Below are 23,037 nucleotides of genomic sequence, written 5' to 3'. Positions count from 1 at the left end.
TTTTAAAATTTTATTTTACTATCGAATACAGCGCTTTCGCATCTTCGCTGATGATTTTTAGCAGGTTGCCTTGCTTGAACATATTGCAGACCAAAATAGGCAGCGAGTTGTCTTTGGCAAGTGCGATAGCCGTGTCGTCCATGACCTTTATATCGTCGCTCATCGCCTTTTCGTAGCTTAGCGATTTTAGTAGTTTCGCGTCTTTGAATTTATTTGGATCTTTGTCGTAAACACCGTCTACCTTGGTGGCTTTGATGATCATATCAGAGCCTATCTCGATAGCTCTTAGCGTAGCTGCTGTATCGGTCGTGAAGAAAGGGTTGCCAGTCCCCGCGGCAAATATAACGACGCGGCCTTTTTCAAGGTGTCTGTTTGCACGGCCTACGATAAAGGTCTCACAGATGGCTTCCATTTTTATCGCGCTTTGCACCCTCACATCAAGTCCGCCCCGCTCTAAAGCCTCGCGCATCGCGATAGAATTTATCACAGTCGCCAGCATGCCCATATGATCGCCGCTCGTGCGCCTTATGATGCCGTCTTTTGCCGCACTCACGCCCCTGATGATATTGCCCCCGCCGATCACGATACATACCTCAGTGCCGTTTGTTACGAGCTCTTTTATCTCATCAGCGATAAATTTCAGTATAGCCGTATCTATGCCAAAGCCGCTATCTCCGGCGAGCGCCTCACCGGAAAATTTCACCAATACACGCTTTTTGTCACTCATGTTTTGCTCCTTGAAATTCACGCATTTTAGCCAAAAAGGCTTTAAATTTAGTTAATGCAGCGCAAGAGTGGCTATTTTAGGCTGATGAGCTCGAGCGGGTCGATGTGGTAGTTTTTTTGCGTCACTTCAAATGTCAGATCGTTTCTGACTCGTCCGATCACGTATCCTTTTTGCACCATTGAGCCGACCTTTATGGTGGGGGCTATCTGGCTTAGATGAGCGTATATGGTGTGGATACCGTTATCGTTTTCTACGATGACGACATTATCTAGCATGGGGGTTTGTTTGGCAAAGACGACCTTGCCGTTTAGCACGCTTTTCACCTTTGCGTCAGGAGTGTTCGAGCGTAGCACCACAGACTCGTTGAAAATTTTGATGTTATATATGGGATCAACATAGTTGCCGAATTTTTGCTTCACGCTAAAGCCCTCTAAAGGCGCTATCGTCTTTGCTCCAGTGTATCTTTTGACCGAGCTTGTTTGATAGCTCGAGCCCATTTGCTTCACGCCGGAGTCGCCGACTTTTGGCTTACCGCTGGCTGTTTTTTGCTCGGCTTTGCGTCTAGCCTCTTGAGCCGCCGCGTCCTCGCGTTTTTGCATGATCGCTAGCTGCTCGAGTGTCTTTCTTAGCTCATCTTGTTGAGCTTGGAGCTTTGCGAGCTTTTTGGTGTAAATTTCCTTGTCTCTTTTTAGGTTGTTTATAGTGCTTTTTTGGTTGCTTTCAAGCGCTACGAGGTCGCTTTGCTTGCGTCTATAGTTTTTTATACTGGAATTTATCTCGTTTATCTTGCTTGATTGCGATTTTATCTGATTTATCGTATCTTCGTAGTTTTTGCTGAGCTTTTTAAAATCCTCTTTTGTTATGCTGTTTAGCTTCGTTAAAATTTGCGAGACCATGATGCTATCCTCGCTCTCTTTGCTCTCATCACCCGATAAAAGCAGGTCAAACGACAGATCCTCGGCGATTATCCTTATCATATTTTGCTCGAGCTCTTTTTGCGTTTTGGCTAGCTCTTGATTTTGCTTAGTAAGCTTGTCAAGCTCGCCAAGTGCGTTTGTCGCGTTACCTTCTAGGGCTGAAATTTGAGACTTTAAATTTGATATATCAGAGCCTATTCCCTTTAGCTTTTTCTCACCGCTCACGATGTCGCTTGCCAGATCGTCAAGCTTTTTGTTTAGCTGCTGCGACATCGCCTCGCTAGAGCGTAGCGAGCTTGTGGAGTCTTTTATCTTTTCTTGCGTGCTTGGTGCGGCGAGCAGTCCGCTCAAAAAAGCCAGGATAAATATAAATTTTCTCATATATCGCTTTTTCTCGCTTTTCTCATCACGAGGCTGACTACGAATACACTAAGTAAAAGTGCGATACCAAAGAGTATCGGCATCTCTTTTGTTATATCAAGGGTTGGTAGGGTGACATCGATCTGTCCTACAAGATCGCTGAAAAACTCGATATTAGGCAGGGCAAAGAAAAATCCTCCGACGATCAGCGTGGCTACGATACTGTCTGTTATTGCACTTTTATAAAGCATGGCGCTTTTTAGCCAAAAAGGCGCGCCAAATAGCGTCATTATCTCGATGCGCTCCTTATGCTCGTAAAGCCAAATCCTAACTTGCTTGAACATAAGCATTATGCCGATGACGCCTAAGATACACATGAACATATATGAAAGCATCTTGGCTAAATTTAAAATTTTAAAGACCTTGTCGTGCGTCCTGGAAAAGGTCTCGACGCGGCTAACTCCGTCTATCTTTTGCAGTTTGGCTTTTACGTCGTTCATAAATTTTGGTGTCGGGAAGGAATTTAGCTTCAGCGAGTAAAATTTAGGTAAAGCGTTTTGCAAGACGGATAAATTTTTAGATGAGATGTCGTTTGAGAGTCTGTCGATTATCTTTTTGGTGCTAAGAGGTTCGAGCGAGGCGAAAGTATTGACCAGAGGCCTTATATCCGCGTCGTTTAGCTCTTTGTTCGAGACGATAACGATATTATAGTCGTTGCTCATCAAATTTTCATAGTTTTTTACTACCTTGTCCGCCGTCATGCTAAATTCCGCTGCAAAAAGCAAAGCGATTAGCGGGAATATAAATCCCAAATGATCTCTAAGCGATTTCATGCACGCCTCCGTTTTCTATGACGAAATGTCGATACGGTATGCGCAGGGTCGATGGTATGTGGTGTGTCACCACGACCACGCTCGTGCCTAGGAATTCTCGTGCGGATTTTAGTAGCGACCAGATGACGTCGCTTGAATATTCGTCTAAATTTCCGGTCGGCTCGTCGCATAAAAGCAAATTCGGATTATGCGCCAAGGCCCTTGCCATCGCGACTCGTTGCTGCTCGCCGCCGCTTAGCTCGACCGGGTATTTGTCTGCTTTATGAAGCATATTGACGTGCTTTAGCAGCTTTGTGACCTGTTTTTTACATACGCTTTGAGTTATGCCCTTGATGATGAGAGGCAGCATCACGTTTTTCTCGACGCTCCACTCGTTTATGAGGCGATAGTTTTGAAATATTATCCCAACCCTTTGTCTAAGCTCGCTGAGCTCCTTATCGTTTATGCCTCTCATCGAGGCCATGCAGACGTTTAGATCGCCCGCTAGCGGCGCTATCTCGCCATAAAACGACTTTAGCAGCGTAGATTTGCCGCTTCCGCTTTTGCCTGTTATAAATACAAAATCATTTGCCATGATGTCTAAATTTGCACTATTTATCACGATCTCGTTGCGTTCGTATGCGAGGCTTAGATTGCGAGCGCTAATAATTTCTTGCATTTGCCAAATACTCCTTCAAAACTGCATGCGCACTTAAATTTTCTCTTGTGAGCAGGGGCTTTTTTATGAAATACTCACACCCATTTGCGTCTAGCTTTACAAAGCATTGTTCAGGTTTATTGAATGCGCCAAAAGCGACTTTTAGCAGTATGCTTTGCTCGTCTATGATATAAATTTCCTCAAAATGCACGAAAAAATCGTCCATTTTTATCGTCTCGTTTTTAAAATTTCTAACGATCTTTTGCACATCGTAAATTTCGGCGAAATTTAGCTCGCCCTTTAGCTCATGTTCGCTGCTTAGGGTGTTACAAGTATAAAGCATATCGTAAATATCCTTATCTTGGCGTTTCCAGCGATCCTCGTATTTACTGCTGATTTGTAAATTTCGGTTTTTATAAACTAAAATTTGAGCGCCGTTTAGATCTAGGAAATGGTGCATGCTAAAGTCGCAGTATTCGCGCGAGTCGGTCCTAAGCTCAAAATTTCCGCCTATTTTCAAAACCCTCTCGCACTCTTTTGCAAAGGCCTGCGACACGACACGTCTGTGCTCGGCCTTATCCCAAGGTACCGGAAAATGCAAGAAAATTTTATCCGCTAAATTTGAGCCTATAAGCGATAAAAACAGCCTTGCGTCGGTGTTTATTAGGCGGATGTTGCTTAAATTTTGCGCGTTTGCCAGCTTTGCGACCTGCTCGATGCTTGGTTTATAGACCTCGATGCCGATGACTAGGGCCTTGGCATTGTTTTGCGCTTGAAATAGCAGATGACGCCCCGAGCCAAAGCCGATCTCGATGAAAATTTGGCTAAATTTCGCCCGTAGCTCGTTAAATTCTGCCAGGAATTCTTTCATATCCGAGATAGCGCTAGTTTTACGCGTGAGGTGAGTGCTTTTAACCGCCATCGCTTCGCTTAAGACGCCGTTTGTGTTTTCGTCGCGATAGACGCAAAGCGCCTTTTGCAAAAGGCCTATCTTGGCAGGCTTTGTTAGCTTTTCGCCTTTTATTACAAAGCCCTCTTTATCCGTGTATTTTTTTACGATAATAAAGAAATTTTCATCGGCGCTTTGAGTGAAGACCAGCTTTTCGCTCCTGCCTTGCGCCTCCCACAAAAACCACACATCATCTTTGCCGAAAGGATAGGCCTTGTCTTTTAGGCTTTTGGCTATGAAATTTGGCATTATTTGATGCTTATTTCCACTTTGGCCGATTTGTCCGAGCCGATACCAAATTCATCGACTGCGATTATTTGATAGGTGTAGGTAGCGCCCGGCTGCACGCTGGTATCGGTGTAGCTTGTGCCGGTGATGCCGTTTATCGTGCGCTCGCTGCCGCCCTCTCTATAAAGCGTGTATGAGGTCGCGCGCTCTACGCCGTTCCAGCTTAAATTTGCACCGCTACCATCAAACGAAGCCGAAGTAAATGTCGGAGCCGCAGGGGCGGCTAGCGTCTGACCAAGGATCGGTTCGTCTTGCTTTAGGCTTTCAAGATCGTCTTTATCGACGACCGTGACCTTATAGTATCTTTGCGTGCCGTTTGAATTCAGCAGATCCTCGTATGAGTTGCTCGTAGTCTTGGCCAGATAGGTGTAGGGCAAAATTTTACTCATCGTCCTATATACGTTGTAGTGAGAGAAATCCTTGCCTACCGCGCTGTCCCAAGTGATGACGATCTTTTTTGGCGCTGTCGTAGTGGCCTGTAAATTTGTCACGCCCCTAGGGTAACTCCTTTGTGGTCGCACTTATGTTTTGGCTAGGTTTCGAGACGGTGCCGGATGTGGTTTTGACGAAAATTCTATATTCATACCCTTTGCCATCTTTTACGTCGCTATCGATGTATTCGGCGTTTAGTCTGCCCTTGACCTCTGCGATCTTGCTCCAGTTGTTCCTGCCTGCGTCGCTTCTTTCTATGATATAGCTGGCGACGCGTGTGTCAGGATGCGGACGCCATACTAGCTTGACTCTTGAAGGAAGTCCCGTGATAGCCTGTGCGAAGGGGACTGAGTCTAGTAGTGCCTTTGTGGTCGCGGTGACGGTCACGCCAGGGCCCGAGATGGCATTTTGCGAATAGCTTCTCATCTGATATGCGTATGTGGTTTCCGGGGCTAGGTTGTAATCTACATAGTGTGTCGCAAAGCGGTCTTTGATGTTTGCTACGATCTGCATTTTGGAATTCGCCTCGTTTGGATTTGAGCGGTAAAGATAGTATCCGATGACGCTCTCGTCGTTTGTCGGACTCCATTCAAAGGCTACTTCGGTCATGTCGGATATGGTTTTTAGGCTGTTGATTGTCGGTAGGGACGGGTTTTGCTGAGTCGGAACGCTAGATGCGCATCCAGCTATCAATGCCGCTAAAAGCGGCGTCAAGAGACTTCGGACAAATTTTCTCATCAAATAACTCCTTGGAAATTTTTTTATATACGATCTGGTTAAAGTCATCCCATGTTTGCGCGATAAATTCGACCTTCTCGCCGCTTCGCGGATGGAAGAAATAAAGCATATAAGCATGGAGCATAACTCGCTTGATTTTATCGTTTTCGCTCTTAAATCCGTATAAATTATCCCCCAAAATATGGCGATTTATGCTGGCTAGGTGCGCCCTTATCTGATGGGTACGGCCTGTAAAAAGCTTTGCGGCTATCAAATTTACCTCGTCCGTTTGCACTAAATTTAAAAAGGCGCTTTTAGCGTGGCGTCCGTTTGTGACTATACCCATTTTCAGGCGATTTGACGGGCTCCTGCCGATAGGCTTGTCGATTATACACTCTTGCTTTAGTGGCAGATCGGTCAGCGCCAGGTAGATCCTGCCCATGCTTTTATCGTTTAGCTGAGCGCTCAAGGCTGCGTGTGCGGCGTTATTTTTAGCGACGACTATCGCTCCGCTCGTGCCTTTGTCCAGTCTATGAACGATACCCGCACGCAGATCGCCGTTTAGATTCGAGAGCATGAAGCCTTTTTGATTGAGCCATTCTACGAGCGTGGCCTCTTTGACGCTTGGGGCTTGGTGGACAACTATTTGAGGGGGTTTATTTAGCACCAAGATATCCTCATCCTCGTAAATGACAGGAATTTCAAAATTTACCTCATAATCGTTCGTTTTTTCCTTTGGCAGGGCAAATTTCACGCAAATTTCATCATTTTGATTTAGTTGCATGGAGGGCTTTAAAGCAGGCTTTGAATTTACGCTCACAAGGGCGTTTTTGATCAAATTTGCAGCCTGGTTGCGCGAAATTTTGAGCTCGCTTGCCAGCGCCACATCAAGCCTCGAGCTTTGCGTTTGGACGAAATTAACCAAAATATTCCTTCTTTGTGATATAATCAAGCCAAAAACAAGGCCTGCGCTTGATAAAACTTGATCGTCGTATTTTAACACATTTTGACTTTTTGCAGCTTTTTTTGATAATCCCGATCATCGTATTGTCGTATATTTTAGTCTCCGAGGCCAACGAAATTTTAGCCAACAAGCAGATCGTATATTTTGGCGTCGGATTTTTGGCGTTTTGTCTGTCGTTTTTGCTGCCTATTCGTAGGATCGAGTGGGTAATACCGATGTTTTATTGGGTTTGTATCGTGCTTTTGCTGAGTGTGGATCTGTTTGGAGTGAGCCGCCTTGGAGCTAGAAGATGGCTTGAAATCCCGTTCGTGCATTTTACGCTTCAGCCCTCCGAGGTCATGAAGCCGGCCTTTTTGCTGATGCTGGCATATCTAATCAAGCGCAGTCCTCCGGGCGAGGACGGATACGGACTAAAGGACTTTTTACGGCTTAGCTTTTACATACTTTTGCCGTTTGCTTTGATCCTTAAAGAGCCCGATCTTGGCACTGCGCTCATACTTTTACTCGTGGGCTACACGATACTTTTTGTCATCGGTGTGAATAAAAAAATTTGGATCTGTATATTTTTAGCGATCGGCTTTTGCACGCCAGTTTTGTATGAGAATTTGCACGATTATCAAAAAAAGCGAATATATGACTTTGTCTCCAAAGAGCCAAGCTATCACGTCAAACAAAGCATCATCGCTATCGGAAGCGGCGGACTGAAGGGCAAGCCAAAAGACGAGGCGACTCAGACGCATTTTAAATTTTTGCCTATCGCCACGAGCGATTTTATATTTGCTTATAATATCGAGCGTTTCGGATTTTATGGGGCTCTGGGGCTACTTAGCTTTTACGGCGCGTTGATAGCGCATCTGCTGAGCCTAAACTATGGGCTTAAAAACGACTTTTTTACGCAGGTCGTCGCCACCGGTATCGCGGCGCTCATCTTTATATATGTGGGTGTGAATGTCTCGATGACTATCGGATTTGCCCCCGTCGTCGGGGTGCCGCTGCCGTTTTTCAGCTACGGAGGCAGTAGCTTTGTCACGTTTATGGTACTTTTTGGAATTTTGCAGAATTTGCTGACTTTTAGGTTTGACCCGACCTATCGCTCGGTGAAGATAAAATTTTAAAATTTTATAGGGATTAGGCCTTTATATTCCTCTTTGCCTTGGCTAAATTCTCTAAAATTTCAAATAAGCTCTCGCCGTTTTCATTGATGGCACTGATCATTACATATCCTTTAAATTTCACGCTTTGTAGTCCTTAATATCGGCAAATTTAAAATAAATTCAACCGCTCTTTTAGGAATAAATCTTGCTTATCCTTTTAAAATAGACTGCCAAAAGGATAAGCAATGATATCAGTCTCTTATCAAACGAATAGCTCCATATTCTCCGCCTCAAATTTAAAGAAAAACAAGCAAGATCGAAGCGTTGATTTTGCAAATTTCTCTGCTGCGGCCAATGCTAGACAGATAGCAAATTTAGACTCATCGTTTTTGGTAAGTGAGGCTAAATTTAGCCAAAGCGCACAAACAGGCTTTCCAAATTCAAGCATCATCGCTTCAAATCAAGCCTACGGATACAGCGTCGATGAAAAAGGCTTCATGGGAGAGGACTTTAACAAGGCGGCCGGACTCCCGCAAGGATATAAACTGCATAAAAGCACGCTCGATGAGATAGGTAAATTTAGCGAGGATAATCATATATCAAGTCTGCTTGGACTAAAAGGAAACGACACAAAGATATTTGAAAATATCGATATGGCAGATACTATAAGGCAGTATTATAAAATATTTAATCAAATCATCAAGACTAGCAAGGATATCTACACGTAGCAAGACTTGAACGATCTGCCCAAAGGCATATCTATGCAGTTTGATTTTGAAAGTAAAAAGATAGACAGACTTTTGAAGGTAGAAAATACAAAGATCACAAATATCTTTAAAACGGCACAGCAATATACGCAAGCCTATGATCTTATCAAAGATCTACAGATCGCTGGAGTGAGCTTTATAGTTAGGAAGCTTGACTTTTCTAAAGAGGCGATGCAAAGCAATGGTCTAAATAAGGCCTACAACTACGATCCTGATATGTCAGTGTATGATAGAGGCGATGAAGGATATGCAAAAGAGGGCGTATTCGTAGCATTTTTAAAGAGCTATCGTCCATTTGCGAGTAGTGGCGGCGATACGAGACTGACTCCTGAGATAAAGACTCAAAGTATAGCTATGGCCAAGGGTACCGTCAATGGATATGATGCGACGATAGATGAGATAATAAACGGCACGAAAGATATGAGGCAGATCATCAAAAGTCGTCTAAATAGCGAGCTTTATAAAGAGCTGGTGGGGATAAAAGATAAAAACGATGCGGATGAAATTTCAAATTCGCTAAACGCCAGGATAGATAGACTTTTTAAAGAGACGGCGGTGTAGATAGGAATTTACGTAAGTGGTGGGTTCACCAGGACTCGAACCTGGGACCATCCGGTTATGAGCCGGATGCTCTAACCAACTGAGCTATGAACCCGCAGTTAAAATGAAATGTGATTATACAAGAGGAAAGCTTATTTAAATATAAAAATAAGCCTCGGGTGCGAGGCTTTGTTATTTATAGTTTTTGATAGCTGCGTCTAAAATTTCTTTCGCGCACTCTTGGCACTTAAATTCTTTGACCTTTACCCATTTATTTGGTTCGAGGATTTTGTAGGTTTCAAAGAAATTTTTGATCTTATTTAGCGTGGCCTCTGGCAAGTCTTTATAGCTTTTGATGCCGTCATATCGTGGGTCGATCTTGCTAACAGGCACGGCTAGAAGCTTCTCGTCCATGCCAGCTTCATCCTCCATCACGAGCACGCCGATTAGTCGGCACGGGATCACGCTGCCGGCTTGCAGCGGATATTCGTTTAGTACGAGGATATCGGCAGGATCACCGTCGGCTGCGAGCGTGTTTGGCACGAAGCCGTAGTTTGCAGGGTAGAACATCGCCGAGTATAGCACGCGATCGACGCACACTGCACCGCTTTCTTTGTCGATCTCGTATTTGATGTTCGAGCCGTAAGGGATCTCGATCACGGCATTGATTTTATCGGGGTTTGAGCCGACTTTGATTTTTGAAATGTCCATTTTTATCCTTTTTAGCTCACGTTAAATTTAACGCTTCGCTTGTGAAATTTATGGTGCGATTATATAAAAAATCGGCTAAATTTGGAGTAAAACTAAAATTTAAGATTTCAGGCGGCAAAACCGCCCCAAGTCATTTCACGATCTCAATGCGTTTCACGTCTATCGTCGCGTCTTTCATAAAGCCTTTATCGACCTCGCCATAGATGCGTATAGGCGTGTTCTCATCGACTTTCACACCGCCCCAGTCCTTGTCATCTATCTCGATCTCTATCGTGTCACCCTTGTTGTCGACAAAGGTATAGTGCTCGGAGCGGATCTGAGACTTGATCTTGCCCTCTAGGACGACTGGCGCGTCGTCTTTTAGGGTCTTAGCGTTTGCTACGCTAGTTACGCTCGCACTGCCTGCGCCTGTAAATCCACCCGCTGCAAATACCGCACTCGCAAGCGCTGCTGAAACTAAAATTTTCTTTAACATGTTTTGTCCTTTGATTTTATTTGATTTTTGAAAAATCATAGTCGCATTTTAATCGATCGTTGTGAAATTTTTGTTAATACAGACTGGCGTCATATAGGTTCTTAAATCGGCACAGGTCTGCATATTGAAATTTTAGTGGTATTCCCAAAATCATTTAATAAAAATTATTGAAAGAAAAAAATTATAGCAATATTTTTATTGTATCAAAAGAGTAAATAGGAGATAATTACTCCGAATTAAATTTCCAAAAAAGGACAAAAAATGAAAGACCTTTCTTTGATGACAAACATCGAGGACTTACGCCGCGTTTGCTACCGCAACGTCCCAAAAATGTTCTACGAATACGTAGATACGGGCTCTTGGACGCAGAGCACCTACCGCGAAAACCACACCGACTTTGAGCCGATCAAATTTAAACAAAAAATTCTGGTCGATATGGCAAACCGAAGCTTAGAGACGAAGCTGCTTGGCAAAACGGCAAAATTTCCCGCGATGACCGCACCTGTGGGCTTTATGGGTATGATGTGGGCGGATGGCGAGATACACATGGCGCGCGCCGCACAAAAATTTGGCATCCCTTTTACGCTCTCGACGATGTCGATCTGCTCGATCGAGGATCTCGTGGAGGCTGGCGTCGAGCCATTTTGGTTTCAGCTTTACGTTATGCGAGACCGTGAATTTATGAAAGACTTGATCCGCCGCGCAAAGGCCGCAAACTGCTCTGCCCTCGTCGTCACGGTCGATCTGCAAGTGCTGGGAAATCGCCATCGCGACATCAAAAATGGACTCTCCACACCGCCAAAATTTACGATCCCAAATCTCATAAATTTAAGCACCAAGATCCCATGGGGGCTTCGCTATCTCAAAAATCGCCGATGGACGTTTAGAAACATCGCCGGACACGCTAAAAACGTGAGCGACCTTAGCTCGCTAAGCTCCTGGACGAAAGAGCAGTTTGACCCGAGCTTGCAATGGAGCGACATCGAGGAGATCAAAAATTTATGGGGCGACAAGATCATTTTAAAGGGTATCATGCTACCAGAAGATGCCCAGCTCGCCGTCAAACACGGAGCTGACGCGATCATCGTCTCAAACCATGGCGGACGCCAGATGGACGGCACGCTTTCAGCGATCAAAGCCCTACCGGACATCGTCTCAGCCGTCGGCGACAAGACCGAGGTATGGATCGATAGCGGATTTTACAGCGGTCAGGACATGCTAAAAGCATGGGCGATGGGCGCAAGAGGCATCATGCTAGGTCGCGCGCCTGTCTATGGGCTGGGAGCATACGGCGAGGATGGCGTCACGCGCGCACTGCAAATCATGTATGACGAGATGGACACGACGATGGCGTTTGCCGGTCACCGCGACATCCAAAACGTCACGAGCGACATCCTGGTGCCCGGGACGTATCCGACGCCGATAATGGGGTAAATTTAGGACTTAACATGCAAGGATATTTTTTACAAAACTACGATCCTGCGGGCAATATCTGGCTAAGCGCCCTCGTGGCGGCTTTGCCGATATTTGTCTTTTTGCTCTCGCTTGTCGCGCTCAAGCTAAAAGGCTACGTCGCGGCGTTTCTCACGGTCGCGGCGAGTGCCGGCGTAGCGGTGCTTTTTTACAAGATGCCCGTATCTGCGGCGTTTGCGAGCTTTGCGTATGGCTTTTTATACGGACTTTGGCCGATCGCTTGGATCATCTTGTGCGCCATTTTTCTTTACAAGCTTAGCGTAAATTCAGGCTATTTTGAGGCGCTAAAAACGAGCATCACCATCATCTCGCCCGACCACCGCATCCAAGTCATCTTGATCGCGTTTTGCTTCGGCTCGTTTTTGGAGGGAGCGATCGGCTTTGGCGCGCCCGTAGCGATCTCGGCGGCACTTCTCATGGGGCTAGGGCTAAAGCCACTAAGCGCAGCTGGACTTAGCATGGTCGCAAACACAGCAGGTGCAGCGTTTGGTGCAGTCGGTATCCCGATCACGGCTCTGGCTGGCACGGTAAATTTAGACCCGACGATCATCTCCACGATGACGGCTAGAATGCTGCCGCCGATCACGTTTTTAGTGCCGTTTTTCTTGGCGTTTTTGGTGGGTGGTAAATTTAAAGACGTCCTGCCTCACGTCACGGTCGCGGCGGCTAGCTACACCATCACGCAGTATGCGACGGCTAAATTTTTAGGCCCAGAGCTCGTAAATATCACCTCTGCAATCGTCTCTATCATACTTTTGAGCGCATCGGTGAGAATTTGGAAGATAAAAAATATTTTCAGACTTGACGCCGCGCAGGGCGAGCAAAATTTAGAGCCGCCGCGTCTAAGTGTCGGGCAAATTTTAAAGGCATGGCTGCCGTTTGGCTTTGTTATCGCCGCGATTGTGGTGTGGAATTTAGACGCCTTTAAAAGCGCGATGAGCTTTGCCGACATCAAATTTGAAGTGCCAAATTTACACAACGTAGTCGTACAAAGCGCGCCTATCTCAGAGGGCGAGCAGGCGATCGCCGCCGTGTATAGCTGGGGCGTGATAAAAGCAACCGGCACGGCGATACTACTTGCGGTGGTGCTCACTATCCTCGCCCTGCGCATCAAATTTAGCGTCGTGCTCGACTCTGCAAAGCAAGCGGGCAAAGAGATGAGCCTACCGATAGTGACGATCGGGCTCATCGTCGCCTACGCCTACATTGCCAAATACAGCGGTCAAGCGGCGACTATGGGGCTAGCACTTTCCAGCACGGGTAACGCCTTTGGCTTCTTTTCGCCGATCATCGGCTGGCTAGGCGTGTTTCTCACGGGCTCGGTCACGAGTGCAAACCTGCTATTTGGCACGTTGCAGCAAGTCACGGCAAACCAGCTTGGCGTGCATGAAGTGATATTTCTCGCGGCAAACACCGTGGGTGGGGTCGTGGGCAAGATCATCAGCCCGCAAAGTATTGCCGTAGCGTGCGCGGCTGTGGGTATGGCGGGGCGTGAGAGCGAGGTGCTAAAATTTACGCTCAAATACTCGCTCATTTTCATCGTGCTAGCAAGCGCGATCACATGGCTTGTGATACACGTATTCCCGCAGCTCGTGCCTGTGGTGACGGATTTTATCAAATAAATTTAGGCGCTAAATTTTACCTTGAGATGATATCTTGGGGTAAAATTTATGCTTTGAAATTTACTTTATGATGGGTTTATTAGTTGGTTTTTAAAATTGGCTCTGTTAAAATATTTCATTGATTTTTAGTTTTCAAAGCAGGAGAATGCAAACAGCATCCCTGTAAAAAACCTTATGAAGCGACGCTATCATCGCCGATTTTTCACTTCGCTTGTCACTTTCAATAGCCCGAGAATGGCGTCTTACGAAATAATAGAGCCTTACAGTTTTAAAATTTTGGAGCGCTTGAGCTCCAAAATTTATAAATTCTCGATGAGTTTTTTTATGTCGGCGACGATCGGTTCGATCGTGCGTTCACCATTTACGACGTGAAGCAGATTTTTACCTTTGTAAAATTTACGTATCGCCTCGATCGGGTCAAGATAGACTTTCATGCGGTTGTTGAAAACTTCGTTGTTATCATCCGCTCCGCGTGCGCGTCCTAGCACTCTCTCGCGAGCGATGGCTTCGCTCACATCGACTTCGATGACGCCGCGTAAATTTATCTCGTTTTGCGCACTTAGCACCTTGTCAAGCTCGGTCATTTGCTCGACGCTTCTAGGGTAGCCGTCGATGATGATGTTTGACTTTTCAGAGCCTTTGATCGCCGAGATTATCGCATTTACGACTACTTCGAGCGGGACTAAATTTCCTTTTGAGATGAAGCTGTCGATCTTTTTGCCTAGCTCGCTACCGCTGGCGACTTCGGCTCGGAGCAGGTCGCCTGTAGAAAAATGCGCGTACTTGTCGTCCTCTTTTGCGATGAGGCTCGCATCCGTCGTCTTTCCGCTACCCGGAGCACCGATTATCAAAAATAGTTTTTTCATAAATTTCCTTTTAAATTTGCAAATTTGCCACGCGCTCGCGGCAAATGCATAAATTTCACTTCTCTTTTTCTCTTAGCCTAAGTCCAAGTTCGCGTAGCTGCTCGGCACTTGGCGCACTCGGTGCTTTCGTGAGCGGGCACTGGGCGCGCTGGGTCTTTGGAAATGCGATGACGTCGCGGATAGAGCCTGATTTGCTAACTAGCATATTTAGCCTATCAAAGCCGATCGCGATGCCGCCGTGCGGTGGCGCACCAAAGCTGAGCGCGTCGAGCAAGAAGCCAAATTTCTCGCGCTGTTCGGCTTCTTCGATACCAAGTAGCCTAAACACCTTTTGCTGGATGTCGTTTTTATGTATCCTCACGCTGCCCCCACCTAGCTCAAAGCCGTTTAGCACCACGTCATGCGCAACGGAAAGGATGTCTTCGAGGTCTGGTTCGTCGATATTTTTTGGCATTGTGAAAGGATGGTGCATCGCAGAGTAGCTACCATCGTCGTTTTGCTCGAACATCGGGAAGTCTAAGACCCACAAAAACTCCATCTTGTCTTGATCAATGATACCCATTTGCTCGGCAAGGAAAATTCTAAATCGCCCCATGTAATCAAGCACGACCTTTTTCTTTCCTGCGCCGAAAAATACGACATCGCCTACGGCTAGCTCGCAACGGCTGACGATTTGGGCCAAATCAGCGTCAGAGAAAAATTTACAAAGCGGACCTTTTAAGCCGTCTTCTTTCATTTGGAAGTAGCCAAGCCCCTGTGCGCCAAATTTTCGCACAAATTCTTCAAAGCGGTTCATCTCGCGTTTGCTAAAAATATTATCGCCGTTTGGTACTTTGAGCGCTTTTATGCGATTTTTCTTTGGCTCAGCGGCGATCTTGCTAAAAATTTCATTCGTTGATCGCGCGAAGATATCGATAACATCGATCATTTTTAGATCGTAGCGAAGGTCAGGTTTATCAGAGCCGTAGGTCTCGGTCGCCTCGCGGTAGCTCATACGGCGAAACGGGATTTTGATGTCGTATCCGCAAGCGGCAAATACGTCTTTTAGCATCGTTTCAGCCATATTTAGGATGTCTTCTTGTTCGATAAAGCTCATCTCGATGTCGATTTGCGTAAATTCCGGCTGCCTATCGGCGCGCAGATCCTCGTCGCGAAAGCACTTTGCGATCTGGAAATATTTATCAAATCCCGAACACATCAAAAGTTGTTTAAACAGCTGCGGGCTTTGCGGTAGGGCGTAAAACTGACCAGGATAGACGCGGCTAGGCACGAGATAGTCGCGTGCGCCCTCTGGTGTGGCGCGGGTAAGGATCGGCGTCTCAAACTCGATAAAGCCCATTTTATCGAGCGAATTTCTAGCCGCTATCGCCGCTCGTGAGCGCATTTTAAAGATATTTTGCAGTCGCTCGTTGCGTAGATCGAGGAAGCGGTATTTTAGCCTGATGTCTTCATTTACGCTTTCATCGCCTATCGTAAATGGCAACACCTCGCTTGGATTTTCGATTATTAGTTCATCTACGACGACTTCTATCTCGCCCGTTTTTAGCTTTGGATTTGCCAGCCCTTCGCCTCTGGCACGTACTTTACCACGCGCTCTTAGGACGTATTCGTTTCGCACCTTTGTCGCGGTCTCGTGTGCGTCCTTGCTGTCAGCCGGGTCGCAGACTAGCTGGATGAGCCCCGTCCTGTCGCGCAGGTCTAAAAATATGATGCCGCCGTGGTCGCGGTAGGTATTTACCCAGCCGCACAGCGTGACCTCTTTACCTATGTCAGCTACACCTAAGTCTGTGCAGTAGTGACTTCGCATTTTCACTCCTTCTTGCTTATTTTTAGGCGCAATTATACATGAGATTTGCTTTTGCAGAGCTTTTAATAAAATCAAAATAAAATTTTTGCCAAAAGCGGGTATAAATAAAATTTTGGTAAAATCGGATTTAAAAACCAAAGGTGAGTTGCGATAGTATTTTATCCTGTTTTTCTGATAGGATTTTCTATAATAGGAAAATAAAACGACACAATTAAAAGATAAATAATGAAAAAAGATCTAAACATAAAAACCATTAAAAAAGTCGGTATCGTGGTAAAATCCAGCCCGGAATTGGTGCAAAATTTAAAAACGATAGAAAGAATTTTATCCGGCTACGGGGTGGAGATTTTGCTGGAGAGCGTAGTCGCAAAGGAGCTAAATTTAAGCGGATACGAGACGGGCGAGCTAGCTCGAAATTGCGATTTTTTGATCTCTTTGGGCGGAGACGGCACGATCATCTCGCTTTGTCGTCAAACGGCCGAAATTTCACCTTTCGTGCTTGGTATCCATGCCGGGCGACTCGGGTTTTTGACGGACATCACGATGAATGAATGCGAGAAATTTTTCGCGGATTTTTTCGCGGGTAAATTCGAGGTGGAAAAGCCGCATATGCTTGACGTTTTCCTTCACGAAAAAAGCGGCAATACGCTGCAAAAGATAGCATTTAACGACGCGGTGATCGTGAGCGCGAAGTCTGCGGCGATGACTCAGATCGAGGCGTGTTTAAACGGAAAATACTTCAACTCTTACTTTGGCGACGGCGTCATCATCGCCACACCCGTGGGCACGACGGCGTATAACATGAGCGCAAACGGGCCGATCATCTATCCGCTAAGCGACGTTTTTACCGTGACACCGATCTGTTCGCACTCGCTAACGCAACGTCCTGTCGTGCTTCCGCATGGCTTTGAGGCAAAATTTAAAACTTCAAGCGATGCGATGCTCGTTATCGATGGGCAGGATCGTTACAAGATGTCAAACTTGACCGCCGTCAGCGCGCGCCTGAGCGACAAGTCGGCACGTCTGATAAGGCATGTAGGCAGGGATTATTTTCAAATTTTAAAAGAAAAACTTCACTGGGGTTATAATGATTGAGCGAATTTTGATAAAAGATTTTTTAAGTTTTCGGTCGGCCGAGCTAAATTTTAAAGAGGGTCTTAGCGTATTTACGGGTGTGAGCGGTGCGGGCAAATCGGTCCTTATGGGCGCGATAATGGCGGTATTCGGGCTAAAAGAGAGCGAGGCGCGGCTGATCGAAGCCGATGTGGAGCATGAGTTTAAGATGGATGAGTTTGGCATCGAAAACGAGAGCGTAAATACCTTTAAATTTATCCGCGACAAGTCGGCGAGGTATTTTGTAAATTCGCAAGCGATCTCTAAAAAAAATCTCGCCCAGATTGCAAAAGAGCACATCAAATACCTCTCGGCAAAGGAGATAAACGAGTTTGAAAACGAGAGATTTTTAAATTTACTCGATGCTTTACAGACAAAAAAGGACGCGAAATTCGGCGAATTTTTAGAGGGTTTTAGGGCGAAATTTAAAGAATTTGATGAAATTTCAAGAGCGCTAAAGACTATCATGGACGAGGAAAAAAAGATTGAAGAGCTAAAGGAATTTGCAAAATTCGAGATCGACAAGATAGAGTCCGTGAGCCCTAAAAAAGGCGAATTTGACGAGCTGATGGAGACTAAAAAACGCCTTAGCAAAAAAGACAAAATAAACGAAGCGTGGGCGAGAGCCGAGCGTGTGTTCGAGGTCGAGCATAGCGTCATGGAGGCGCTAAATATCAGCGATCTTGATACGAGCTTTTTTGAGGAGGCGATGAACGAGCTGCGCCTCGCACGCGAGAGCCTAAATATGGAAGAGCTTGACGACATCGACGTCGAAGCGGTACTTGATCGTATAGAGGCGGTAAATTCGCTCGTTCGCAGATACGGCAGCGAGGAAGACGCGCTTGAGACGCTAGCCAAGCGTAAGAGCGAGCTGGCAAGATATGAAAACATAAGCTTTGAAAAGGATGAGCTGGAGCGTAAATTTAAATCTGCAAATAGCGAGATAAACGCACTTGCCAAGATGCTAAGCCAAACTCGCGCGGCAAATCTAAAAGAGCTTGAAAGCCTGATAAATTCATACTTAAAAGAGCTTTATATGAGTGGCGTAACGCTAAATTTAAACGAGAAAAATTTAGACGCTACTGGGCGCGACGAGGTCGTTTTAAATTTAAATGAAACGAATCTGAAAAATTTAAGCTCGGGAGAGCTAAACCGCTTGCGTCTGGCTTTCATCGCAAGCGAGAGCAAGATCACTCAAAGCGGTGAAGGTGTTATTATTTTGGACGAAATAGACGCAAATTTAAGCGGAAAAGAGGCGATGAGTATCGCAAACGTGCTGCTAAATTTAGCCAAATTTTATCAAATTTTTGCGATCAGTCATCAGCCTCAGCTCAGCTCCAAAGCCCATTCGCACTTTTTGGTCGAAAAGCACGGTGAGACTTCAAGCGTGAGAGAGCTTGAAAAAGATGAGCGAGTGACGGAGCTAGCGCGCATGATAAGCGGGGAAAAGATAACGGATGAGGCCATAAATTTCGCCAAAGAGCTGTTGAAATAAGGGACGATTAAGTTTTGCATTTAAGCTTGATAATAAAAAAATTCGCTAGAATACTTTGTGAATTTTTAAGGATTTAAATTTAATTTTTGGATAAGGATATGGAGAGAATTTTAGTAGTCGATGACAACAAAGCCCTGGCAAAACTCATAGTCAAGCAGATGGATAAAAGTATCGACGATATGATCATCGATGTGGCTTATAATTTTGCCGAAGCTAAAATGCTCATAAGCGAACATAAAAAAGAGTATTTTATGACGATCCTCGATCTAAATTTACCTGACGCTCCAAACGGCGAGATCGTAGACTACGTCATCGCTCAAGGACTACCCGTGATCGTCCTAACAGGCAGTATCGACGAGCAGACTAAAAATAATTTCATACATAAAGATATCGTTGATTACGTTTATAAGGGCAATATGGACGATATAAATTATATCTTTCAAATGATAAATCGCCTAAGCAAAAATAGGCAATATAAGGCGCTCATCGTCGAAGACTCGATGCCTTTTAGAAACAGCTTGAAAAAGATCTTGACGAGCCTTCAGTTTCAGGTATTTACGGCCGCTCACGGCGAAGAGGCGATGAGCTATTTTGCTGACAATCCCGATATGAAGCTAGTCATCACCGACTATAGGATGCCAGTAAAAGATGGGCTTGAAATTTTAAAAGAGATGAGAAAAGAGAAAGACAAAAACGCTCTTGGCATCATCGTGATGACCTCTCCTAGCGAAAATATAGGCGCGCCAGTATTTCTCAAAAACGGAGCTAGCGACTTCATCGCCAAACCTTTTGAAAAAGAGGAGCTGATATGTCGCGTAAACAACACGATAGAGGCGATGGAAAACATAAATCAAATCGCAAATTTTGCTAATCGCGACTTTCTAACCAGCGTTTATAATAGGCGATATTTTTATGACGATATGACGCAGTATCTCGCAAAAGCCGAAGAGACCGCAGAACCTTACGCTATCGCGATGATAGATATAGATCATTTTAAAAACATCAACGACACTTACGGACACGACAGCGGAGATAAGGTCTTGCAGTTTTTGGCTAAAAAGCTGGTGGACGATACGAAAGGAAACGATATCGTAGCTAGATTTGGCGGGGAGGAATTTTGCGTCGTGCTTAAAAACATCTCGCAAGAAGAGGCGGTCAAATTTTTTGTAAATTTAAGAGCCAAGATAGCAAATAGCAAAATTTCATTGAAGAAAAATGTTATAAATTTCACCGTTTCCATAGGCGTCGTATTTAACAGAAGCGACTACCGACTGGACGAGCTTTTAGAGCTTGCCGATGAGGCGCTTTACATAGCCAAAGAAAGCGGTAGGAACAGAGTCGAGGTCGCTAAGTGATCATCGATACGCATTGCCATTTGGACTCCAAATGCTATGATGTCGATTTACCTAAAATTTTAAGCGATGCGGCTGATTTAGGGGTCTTGGGCTTTGTCATACCGGGGGCTGATATCAATGATTTACCAAAAGCCGCTACAATTGCAAACGCGTACGAGAATATTTATTTTGCCGTTGGCGTTCATCCGTATGATAAAGATGGCTTTGATGAAGCTCTTTTGCGTAAATTTGAAAACGATAAAAAGTGCGTGGCTATCGGCGAATGCGGGCTTGATTATTTCCGTCTGCCAAAAGATGAAGATGAAAAGAGCCGTGAAAAGCTAGAGCAAAAACGCGTTTTTTTAGCTCAACTTGACTTGGCCGTTGAGTTAAAAAAACCCGTTATCCTTCACATCCGTGATGCTAACGAGGATAGTTTCAATATCCTAAAAGAGTATGCGCCAAAGCTTAGTGCGGGAGCCGTTTTGCACTGCTACAACGCTTCGCCGCTACTTTTGCAGCTTGCTGAATTTGGGAATTTTTATTTTGGCATAGGCGGTGTTTTGACATTTAAAAACGCTAAAAGCCTAGTCGAAATTTTGCCTAAAATTCCAACCGATAGGATATTGATAGAGACGGATGCGCCGTATCTCACGCCAGAGCCAAACAGAGGCAAGAGGAACGAGCCGGCATTCACAGTGTTTGTTGCTAAAAAGATAGCTGAAATTTTAAACCTTGAATTTGACGAGGTCTGTGAGATCACGTCGAATAATGCCAAAAGGTTATTTGGGTGCTTCGCGTAAATTTACGCTGCACTTGTTTCAAAACACCGCGTCCAGCGATGTTTTGACTTTGACACGAAAAAAGGATAGAAATGAAAGCCATACTTAAGATTTTTTTGATCTTTGCATGTAGTTTATCGCTATTTGCAAGCGCCCCCGAGAGGGATCCTTATGAAGCGCAGGCTAAAATTTTAAAAGAGCTTGACATAGACACTAGCTTCATGAAAACATCTTATTATGCAAATATGAGAAAGGGTATCCAGTCTTCACAGGTAAGGACTTTTACCGATGCTTTAAAAAGCGGATATATGTATATCCCGATGATAAAGACGCAGATAAAAGCTTCGGGCGTTCCCGATTCGTTTTTTTATCTTGCTATGATAGAGTCGGGCTTTTCAAACCATACGGTCTCAAACGTAAAAGCCACCGGCATGTGGCAGTTTATGGAAAAAACGGCTAGGCTTCACGGCCTAAAGGTCGGAGAATACGTAGATGAGAGGAAAGATCCGGTCGAGTCTACGAAGGCTGCTACCATGTATCTTCGCTCTTTGAAAAATCAGTTTGGAAAATGGTATTTGGCCGCTCTTGCCTATAACTGCGGCGACGGCTGTTTGTCAAAAGCCATACAAAAGGCCGGAACGGACGATCTAGCCACACTTATCGATCCTGAGAAAAAATATCTACCTCCTGAAACCAGAAAATTTATAATCAAAATTTTAAGGGCCGCTTATATCGCCAAGGATGCTGACTTCATCGTCTCTAAAGACTCGTCTTTACTAAATGTGAGCGGAGGGCTGAAGCTTACTAAGGTCGAAGTGCCCGGCGGGACAAATTTAGCCCAGATAGGTGATAGTATCGGGCTTGGCACGAAAAAAATGAAAGACAATAACCCGCATTTGAAATTCGTATTCACCCCTCCTACGCTTAAAAATTATTACGTCTATATACCTGAGAACAAAAAGAAGCTCTTTACTGAAAATTTCAAGTCTTTTAACGGTAAAAACAACTTCTACACATACACCGTCAAAAAGGGCGATACTTTGCTTGCGATATCCAAAAAGACAGGCATAAGCCATAGAGCCATCAAAAGCTACAATGAGCTTAAAACAAACGCAGTCGCGTATAATCAAAAGCTGATAATCCCGTCGTCTAACCATAACAAAATTCAAAACTACACCATCCAAAACGGCGATACTTTAGCTACGCTTTCTAAGAAATTCAAAGTCGATGAAAAAGATATAAAAGAGGCGAATTCTCTGGCCAGTTCAAATTTAAGCGTCGGAGCAAAGATTGTCATACCTTAATAGTCCCAAATTTTATTTGGGCGCTACTTTTGCACTGTTTCTAGTCGGTTGCTCCTGGAGCGGCGCTCCGTTTGCTCCAAGTGGCCCTACGAATGCCAAAGTCATCAACACTCCCGCGATGCAAAAAGCCACGATGCGCCCTTACACGATAAACGGCAAGACCTACTATCCTACCGTCGTCAGTGTGGGCGACAGGGCTAGTGGCATAGCCAGCTGGTATGGTCCAAATTTTCACGGTAAAACCACGTCAAACGGCGAAATTTACAATATGCACAACATGACCGCCGCGCACAAGACATTGCCGATGAATACTGTGCTCAAGGTCACGAATCTAAAAAATCAAAAAAGCGTCATCGTGCGCATAAACGATCGCGGTCCGTTTGTGGCCGATCGCGTGCTCGATCTTTCAAAGGCCGCTGCTACGAAGCTTGACATCATAGGCACAGGCACAGCTCCTGTAAATATGGAAGTCATAGGTTTTAACGCCGAAAATGTAGCGATCGCTTCAAATCAAGGCTCTATCTACAAAGGCAAAATTCCTCCTAGCTCGCCTAGCGCACCTGTCAGCGGTATCATCATATCGTCCGAGCAGAGCGTAGTCGGAGGCGATTTCATGGTGCAAATCGGTGCGTTTAAAAACAAAGACGGCGCCAATCGCTATCAAAAAGAGCATGAAAGTATAGACGGCTACAAGTCTGTCGTGAGGACATTCACGATAGACGGCGAGACGATCTACCGCGTGTTCTTAAACGGCTTTAGGAGCGAGGACGAGGCGAGGGATTACGCTAGGAGCGGTAAATTCCAAGGTGCATTTATAGTAAGAGGTTAGC

23 protein-coding genes and 1 tRNA gene are annotated in these 23,037 nt (G+C 45.2%); 11 read left to right on the top strand and 13 right to left on the bottom strand.

Going from position 1 to position 23,037, the window contains the following annotated elements; translation table 11 throughout:
• Window positions 1-10 precede the first annotated feature (10 nt).
• The 8 genes from pyrH to HMPREF1139_RS04170 form a co-directional block, all read right to left on the bottom strand.
• Window positions 11-727 (bottom strand): UMP kinase, encoded by a 717-nt coding sequence (gene pyrH, locus HMPREF1139_RS04205; protein ID WP_009650300.1) that lies wholly within the window; start codon window positions 725-727, stop codon window positions 11-13.
• Window positions 728-798: 71 nt separating this feature from the next.
• Complete coding sequence (locus tag HMPREF1139_RS04200) at window positions 799-2,025, bottom strand: murein hydrolase activator EnvC family protein (RefSeq protein ID WP_009650186.1); 1,227 nt, start codon at window positions 2,023-2,025, stop codon at window positions 799-801.
• A complete protein-coding gene (locus HMPREF1139_RS04195) occupies window positions 2,022-2,837 on the bottom strand; it encodes a cell division protein FtsX (RefSeq protein ID WP_009650134.1) in 816 nt (271 codons plus the stop codon). The genes HMPREF1139_RS04200 and HMPREF1139_RS04195 overlap by 4 nt, the downstream gene beginning before the upstream one ends.
• Window positions 2,824-3,495, bottom strand: coding sequence for a cell division ATP-binding protein FtsE (locus tag HMPREF1139_RS04190; RefSeq protein ID WP_009650025.1), 672 nt, complete (start codon window positions 3,493-3,495; stop codon window positions 2,824-2,826). The genes HMPREF1139_RS04195 and HMPREF1139_RS04190 overlap by 14 nt, the downstream gene beginning before the upstream one ends.
• The gene (gene trmB / locus HMPREF1139_RS04185; RefSeq protein WP_009650014.1) at window positions 3,479-4,672 is read right to left on the bottom strand and encodes a tRNA (guanosine(46)-N7)-methyltransferase TrmB; all 1,194 of its coding nucleotides are present in this window, start codon (window positions 4,670-4,672) and stop codon (window positions 3,479-3,481) included. Before trmB ends, HMPREF1139_RS04190 begins: the two co-directional genes overlap by 17 nt.
• Window positions 4,672-5,202 (bottom strand): fibronectin type III domain-containing protein, encoded by a 531-nt coding sequence (locus HMPREF1139_RS12030; protein WP_009650089.1) that lies wholly within the window; start codon window positions 5,200-5,202, stop codon window positions 4,672-4,674. Before HMPREF1139_RS12030 ends, trmB begins: the two co-directional genes overlap by 1 nt.
• A 4-nt stretch (window positions 5,203-5,206) precedes the next feature.
• Window positions 5,207-5,881: a fibronectin type III domain-containing protein gene (locus tag HMPREF1139_RS12025; protein ID WP_169331155.1), complete on the bottom strand. Its 675-nt coding sequence runs from the start codon at window positions 5,879-5,881 to the stop codon at window positions 5,207-5,209.
• Window positions 5,814-6,785, bottom strand: coding sequence for an RluA family pseudouridine synthase (locus HMPREF1139_RS04170; RefSeq protein ID WP_009650163.1), 972 nt, complete (start codon window positions 6,783-6,785; stop codon window positions 5,814-5,816). Before HMPREF1139_RS04170 ends, HMPREF1139_RS12025 begins: the two co-directional genes overlap by 68 nt.
• A 47-nt stretch (window positions 6,786-6,832) precedes the next feature.
• Here HMPREF1139_RS04170 and HMPREF1139_RS04165 point away from each other — a divergent pair, with 47 nt between their 5' ends.
• The 3 genes from HMPREF1139_RS04165 to HMPREF1139_RS11085 all read left to right on the top strand — a co-directional run bounded on the left by HMPREF1139_RS04165 (window position 6,833) and on the right by HMPREF1139_RS11085 (window position 9,246).
• The gene (locus HMPREF1139_RS04165) at window positions 6,833-7,939 is read left to right on the top strand and encodes an FtsW/RodA/SpoVE family cell cycle protein (protein WP_009650359.1); all 1,107 of its coding nucleotides are present in this window, start codon (window positions 6,833-6,835) and stop codon (window positions 7,937-7,939) included.
• Window positions 7,940-8,163: 224 nt separating this feature from the next.
• Entirely contained in the window at window positions 8,164-8,646 is a 483-nt protein-coding gene (locus HMPREF1139_RS11090; RefSeq protein ID WP_009650078.1) for a Cj0814 family flagellar-dependent secreted protein, read from the top strand.
• A 33-nt stretch (window positions 8,647-8,679) separates the two neighbouring features.
• Entirely contained in the window at window positions 8,680-9,246 is a 567-nt protein-coding gene (locus HMPREF1139_RS11085) for a hypothetical protein (protein WP_009650269.1), read from the top strand.
• Between the two features lie 17 nt (window positions 9,247-9,263).
• Here HMPREF1139_RS11085 and HMPREF1139_RS04155 read toward each other — a convergent pair.
• The 3 genes from HMPREF1139_RS04155 to HMPREF1139_RS04145 all read right to left on the bottom strand — a co-directional run bounded on the left by HMPREF1139_RS04155 (window position 9,264) and on the right by HMPREF1139_RS04145 (window position 10,411).
• A tRNA-Ile gene (locus HMPREF1139_RS04155) sits at window positions 9,264-9,340 on the bottom strand.
• 77 nt (window positions 9,341-9,417) lie between these two features.
• The gene (gene ppa, locus HMPREF1139_RS04150; protein ID WP_009650160.1) at window positions 9,418-9,936 is read right to left on the bottom strand and encodes an inorganic diphosphatase; all 519 of its coding nucleotides are present in this window, start codon (window positions 9,934-9,936) and stop codon (window positions 9,418-9,420) included.
• Between the two features lie 130 nt (window positions 9,937-10,066).
• On the bottom strand, window positions 10,067-10,411 hold the full coding sequence (locus HMPREF1139_RS04145; protein ID WP_009650041.1) for a YgiW/YdeI family stress tolerance OB fold protein: 345 nt from the start codon (window positions 10,409-10,411) through the stop codon (window positions 10,067-10,069).
• A gap of 261 nt (window positions 10,412-10,672) precedes the next feature.
• Here HMPREF1139_RS04145 and HMPREF1139_RS04140 point away from each other — a divergent pair, with 261 nt between their 5' ends.
• Both HMPREF1139_RS04140 and HMPREF1139_RS04135 read left to right on the top strand, forming a co-directional pair.
• Window positions 10,673-11,845, top strand: coding sequence for an alpha-hydroxy acid oxidase (locus tag HMPREF1139_RS04140; protein ID WP_009649990.1), 1,173 nt, complete (start codon window positions 10,673-10,675; stop codon window positions 11,843-11,845).
• 14 nt (window positions 11,846-11,859) lie between these two features.
• Window positions 11,860-13,506, top strand: a complete 1,647-nt coding sequence (locus HMPREF1139_RS04135) for an L-lactate permease (protein WP_009649927.1) — start codon at window positions 11,860-11,862, stop codon at window positions 13,504-13,506.
• A gap of 299 nt (window positions 13,507-13,805) precedes the next feature.
• Here HMPREF1139_RS04135 and HMPREF1139_RS04130 read toward each other — a convergent pair whose 3' ends face one another.
• Together HMPREF1139_RS04130 and aspS are read right to left on the bottom strand one after the other, a co-directional pair.
• Window positions 13,806-14,372 (bottom strand): adenylate kinase, encoded by a 567-nt coding sequence (locus HMPREF1139_RS04130; protein WP_009649933.1) that lies wholly within the window; start codon window positions 14,370-14,372, stop codon window positions 13,806-13,808.
• Between the two features lie 55 nt (window positions 14,373-14,427).
• Window positions 14,428-16,179, bottom strand: a complete 1,752-nt coding sequence (gene aspS / locus HMPREF1139_RS04125; protein ID WP_034966132.1) for an aspartate--tRNA ligase — start codon at window positions 16,177-16,179, stop codon at window positions 14,428-14,430.
• 225 nt (window positions 16,180-16,404) lie between these two features.
• Here aspS and HMPREF1139_RS04120 point away from each other — a divergent pair, with 225 nt between their 5' ends.
• The 6 genes from HMPREF1139_RS04120 to HMPREF1139_RS04095 all read left to right on the top strand — a co-directional run bounded on the left by HMPREF1139_RS04120 (window position 16,405) and on the right by HMPREF1139_RS04095 (window position 23,036).
• Window positions 16,405-17,274, top strand: a complete 870-nt coding sequence (locus HMPREF1139_RS04120; protein WP_009650171.1) for an NAD(+) kinase — start codon at window positions 16,405-16,407, stop codon at window positions 17,272-17,274.
• On the top strand, window positions 17,267-18,787 hold the full coding sequence (locus tag HMPREF1139_RS04115; protein ID WP_009650277.1) for an AAA family ATPase: 1,521 nt from the start codon (window positions 17,267-17,269) through the stop codon (window positions 18,785-18,787). The genes HMPREF1139_RS04120 and HMPREF1139_RS04115 overlap by 8 nt, the downstream gene beginning before the upstream one ends.
• 98 nt (window positions 18,788-18,885) lie before the next feature.
• Entirely contained in the window at window positions 18,886-20,142 is a 1,257-nt protein-coding gene (locus HMPREF1139_RS04110) for a GGDEF domain-containing response regulator (protein ID WP_034966084.1), read from the top strand.
• Entirely contained in the window at window positions 20,139-20,924 is a 786-nt protein-coding gene (locus HMPREF1139_RS04105; protein ID WP_009650258.1) for a TatD family hydrolase, read from the top strand. The genes HMPREF1139_RS04110 and HMPREF1139_RS04105 overlap by 4 nt, the downstream gene beginning before the upstream one ends.
• Window positions 20,925-20,995: 71 nt before the next feature.
• Window positions 20,996-22,207 carry a lytic transglycosylase domain-containing protein gene (locus tag HMPREF1139_RS04100; RefSeq protein ID WP_009650140.1) on the top strand — a complete coding sequence of 404 codons (1,212 nt, stop codon included), beginning with the start codon at window positions 20,996-20,998 and terminating at the stop codon, window positions 22,205-22,207.
• Entirely contained in the window at window positions 22,194-23,036 is an 843-nt protein-coding gene (locus HMPREF1139_RS04095; protein ID WP_083845028.1) for a septal ring lytic transglycosylase RlpA family protein, read from the top strand. The genes HMPREF1139_RS04100 and HMPREF1139_RS04095 overlap by 14 nt, the downstream gene beginning before the upstream one ends.
• The last annotated feature ends 1 nt before the right edge of the window (window position 23,037 follow it).

Source organism: Campylobacter sp. FOBRC14, from assembly GCF_000287855.1.
In the GTDB taxonomy this organism is placed as follows: Bacteria; Campylobacterota; Campylobacteria; order Campylobacterales; family Campylobacteraceae; genus Campylobacter_A; species Campylobacter_A curvus.
Note: the sequence above shows the minus strand (reverse complement) of the source record. Positions and strands in the feature narration are given on the sequence as shown.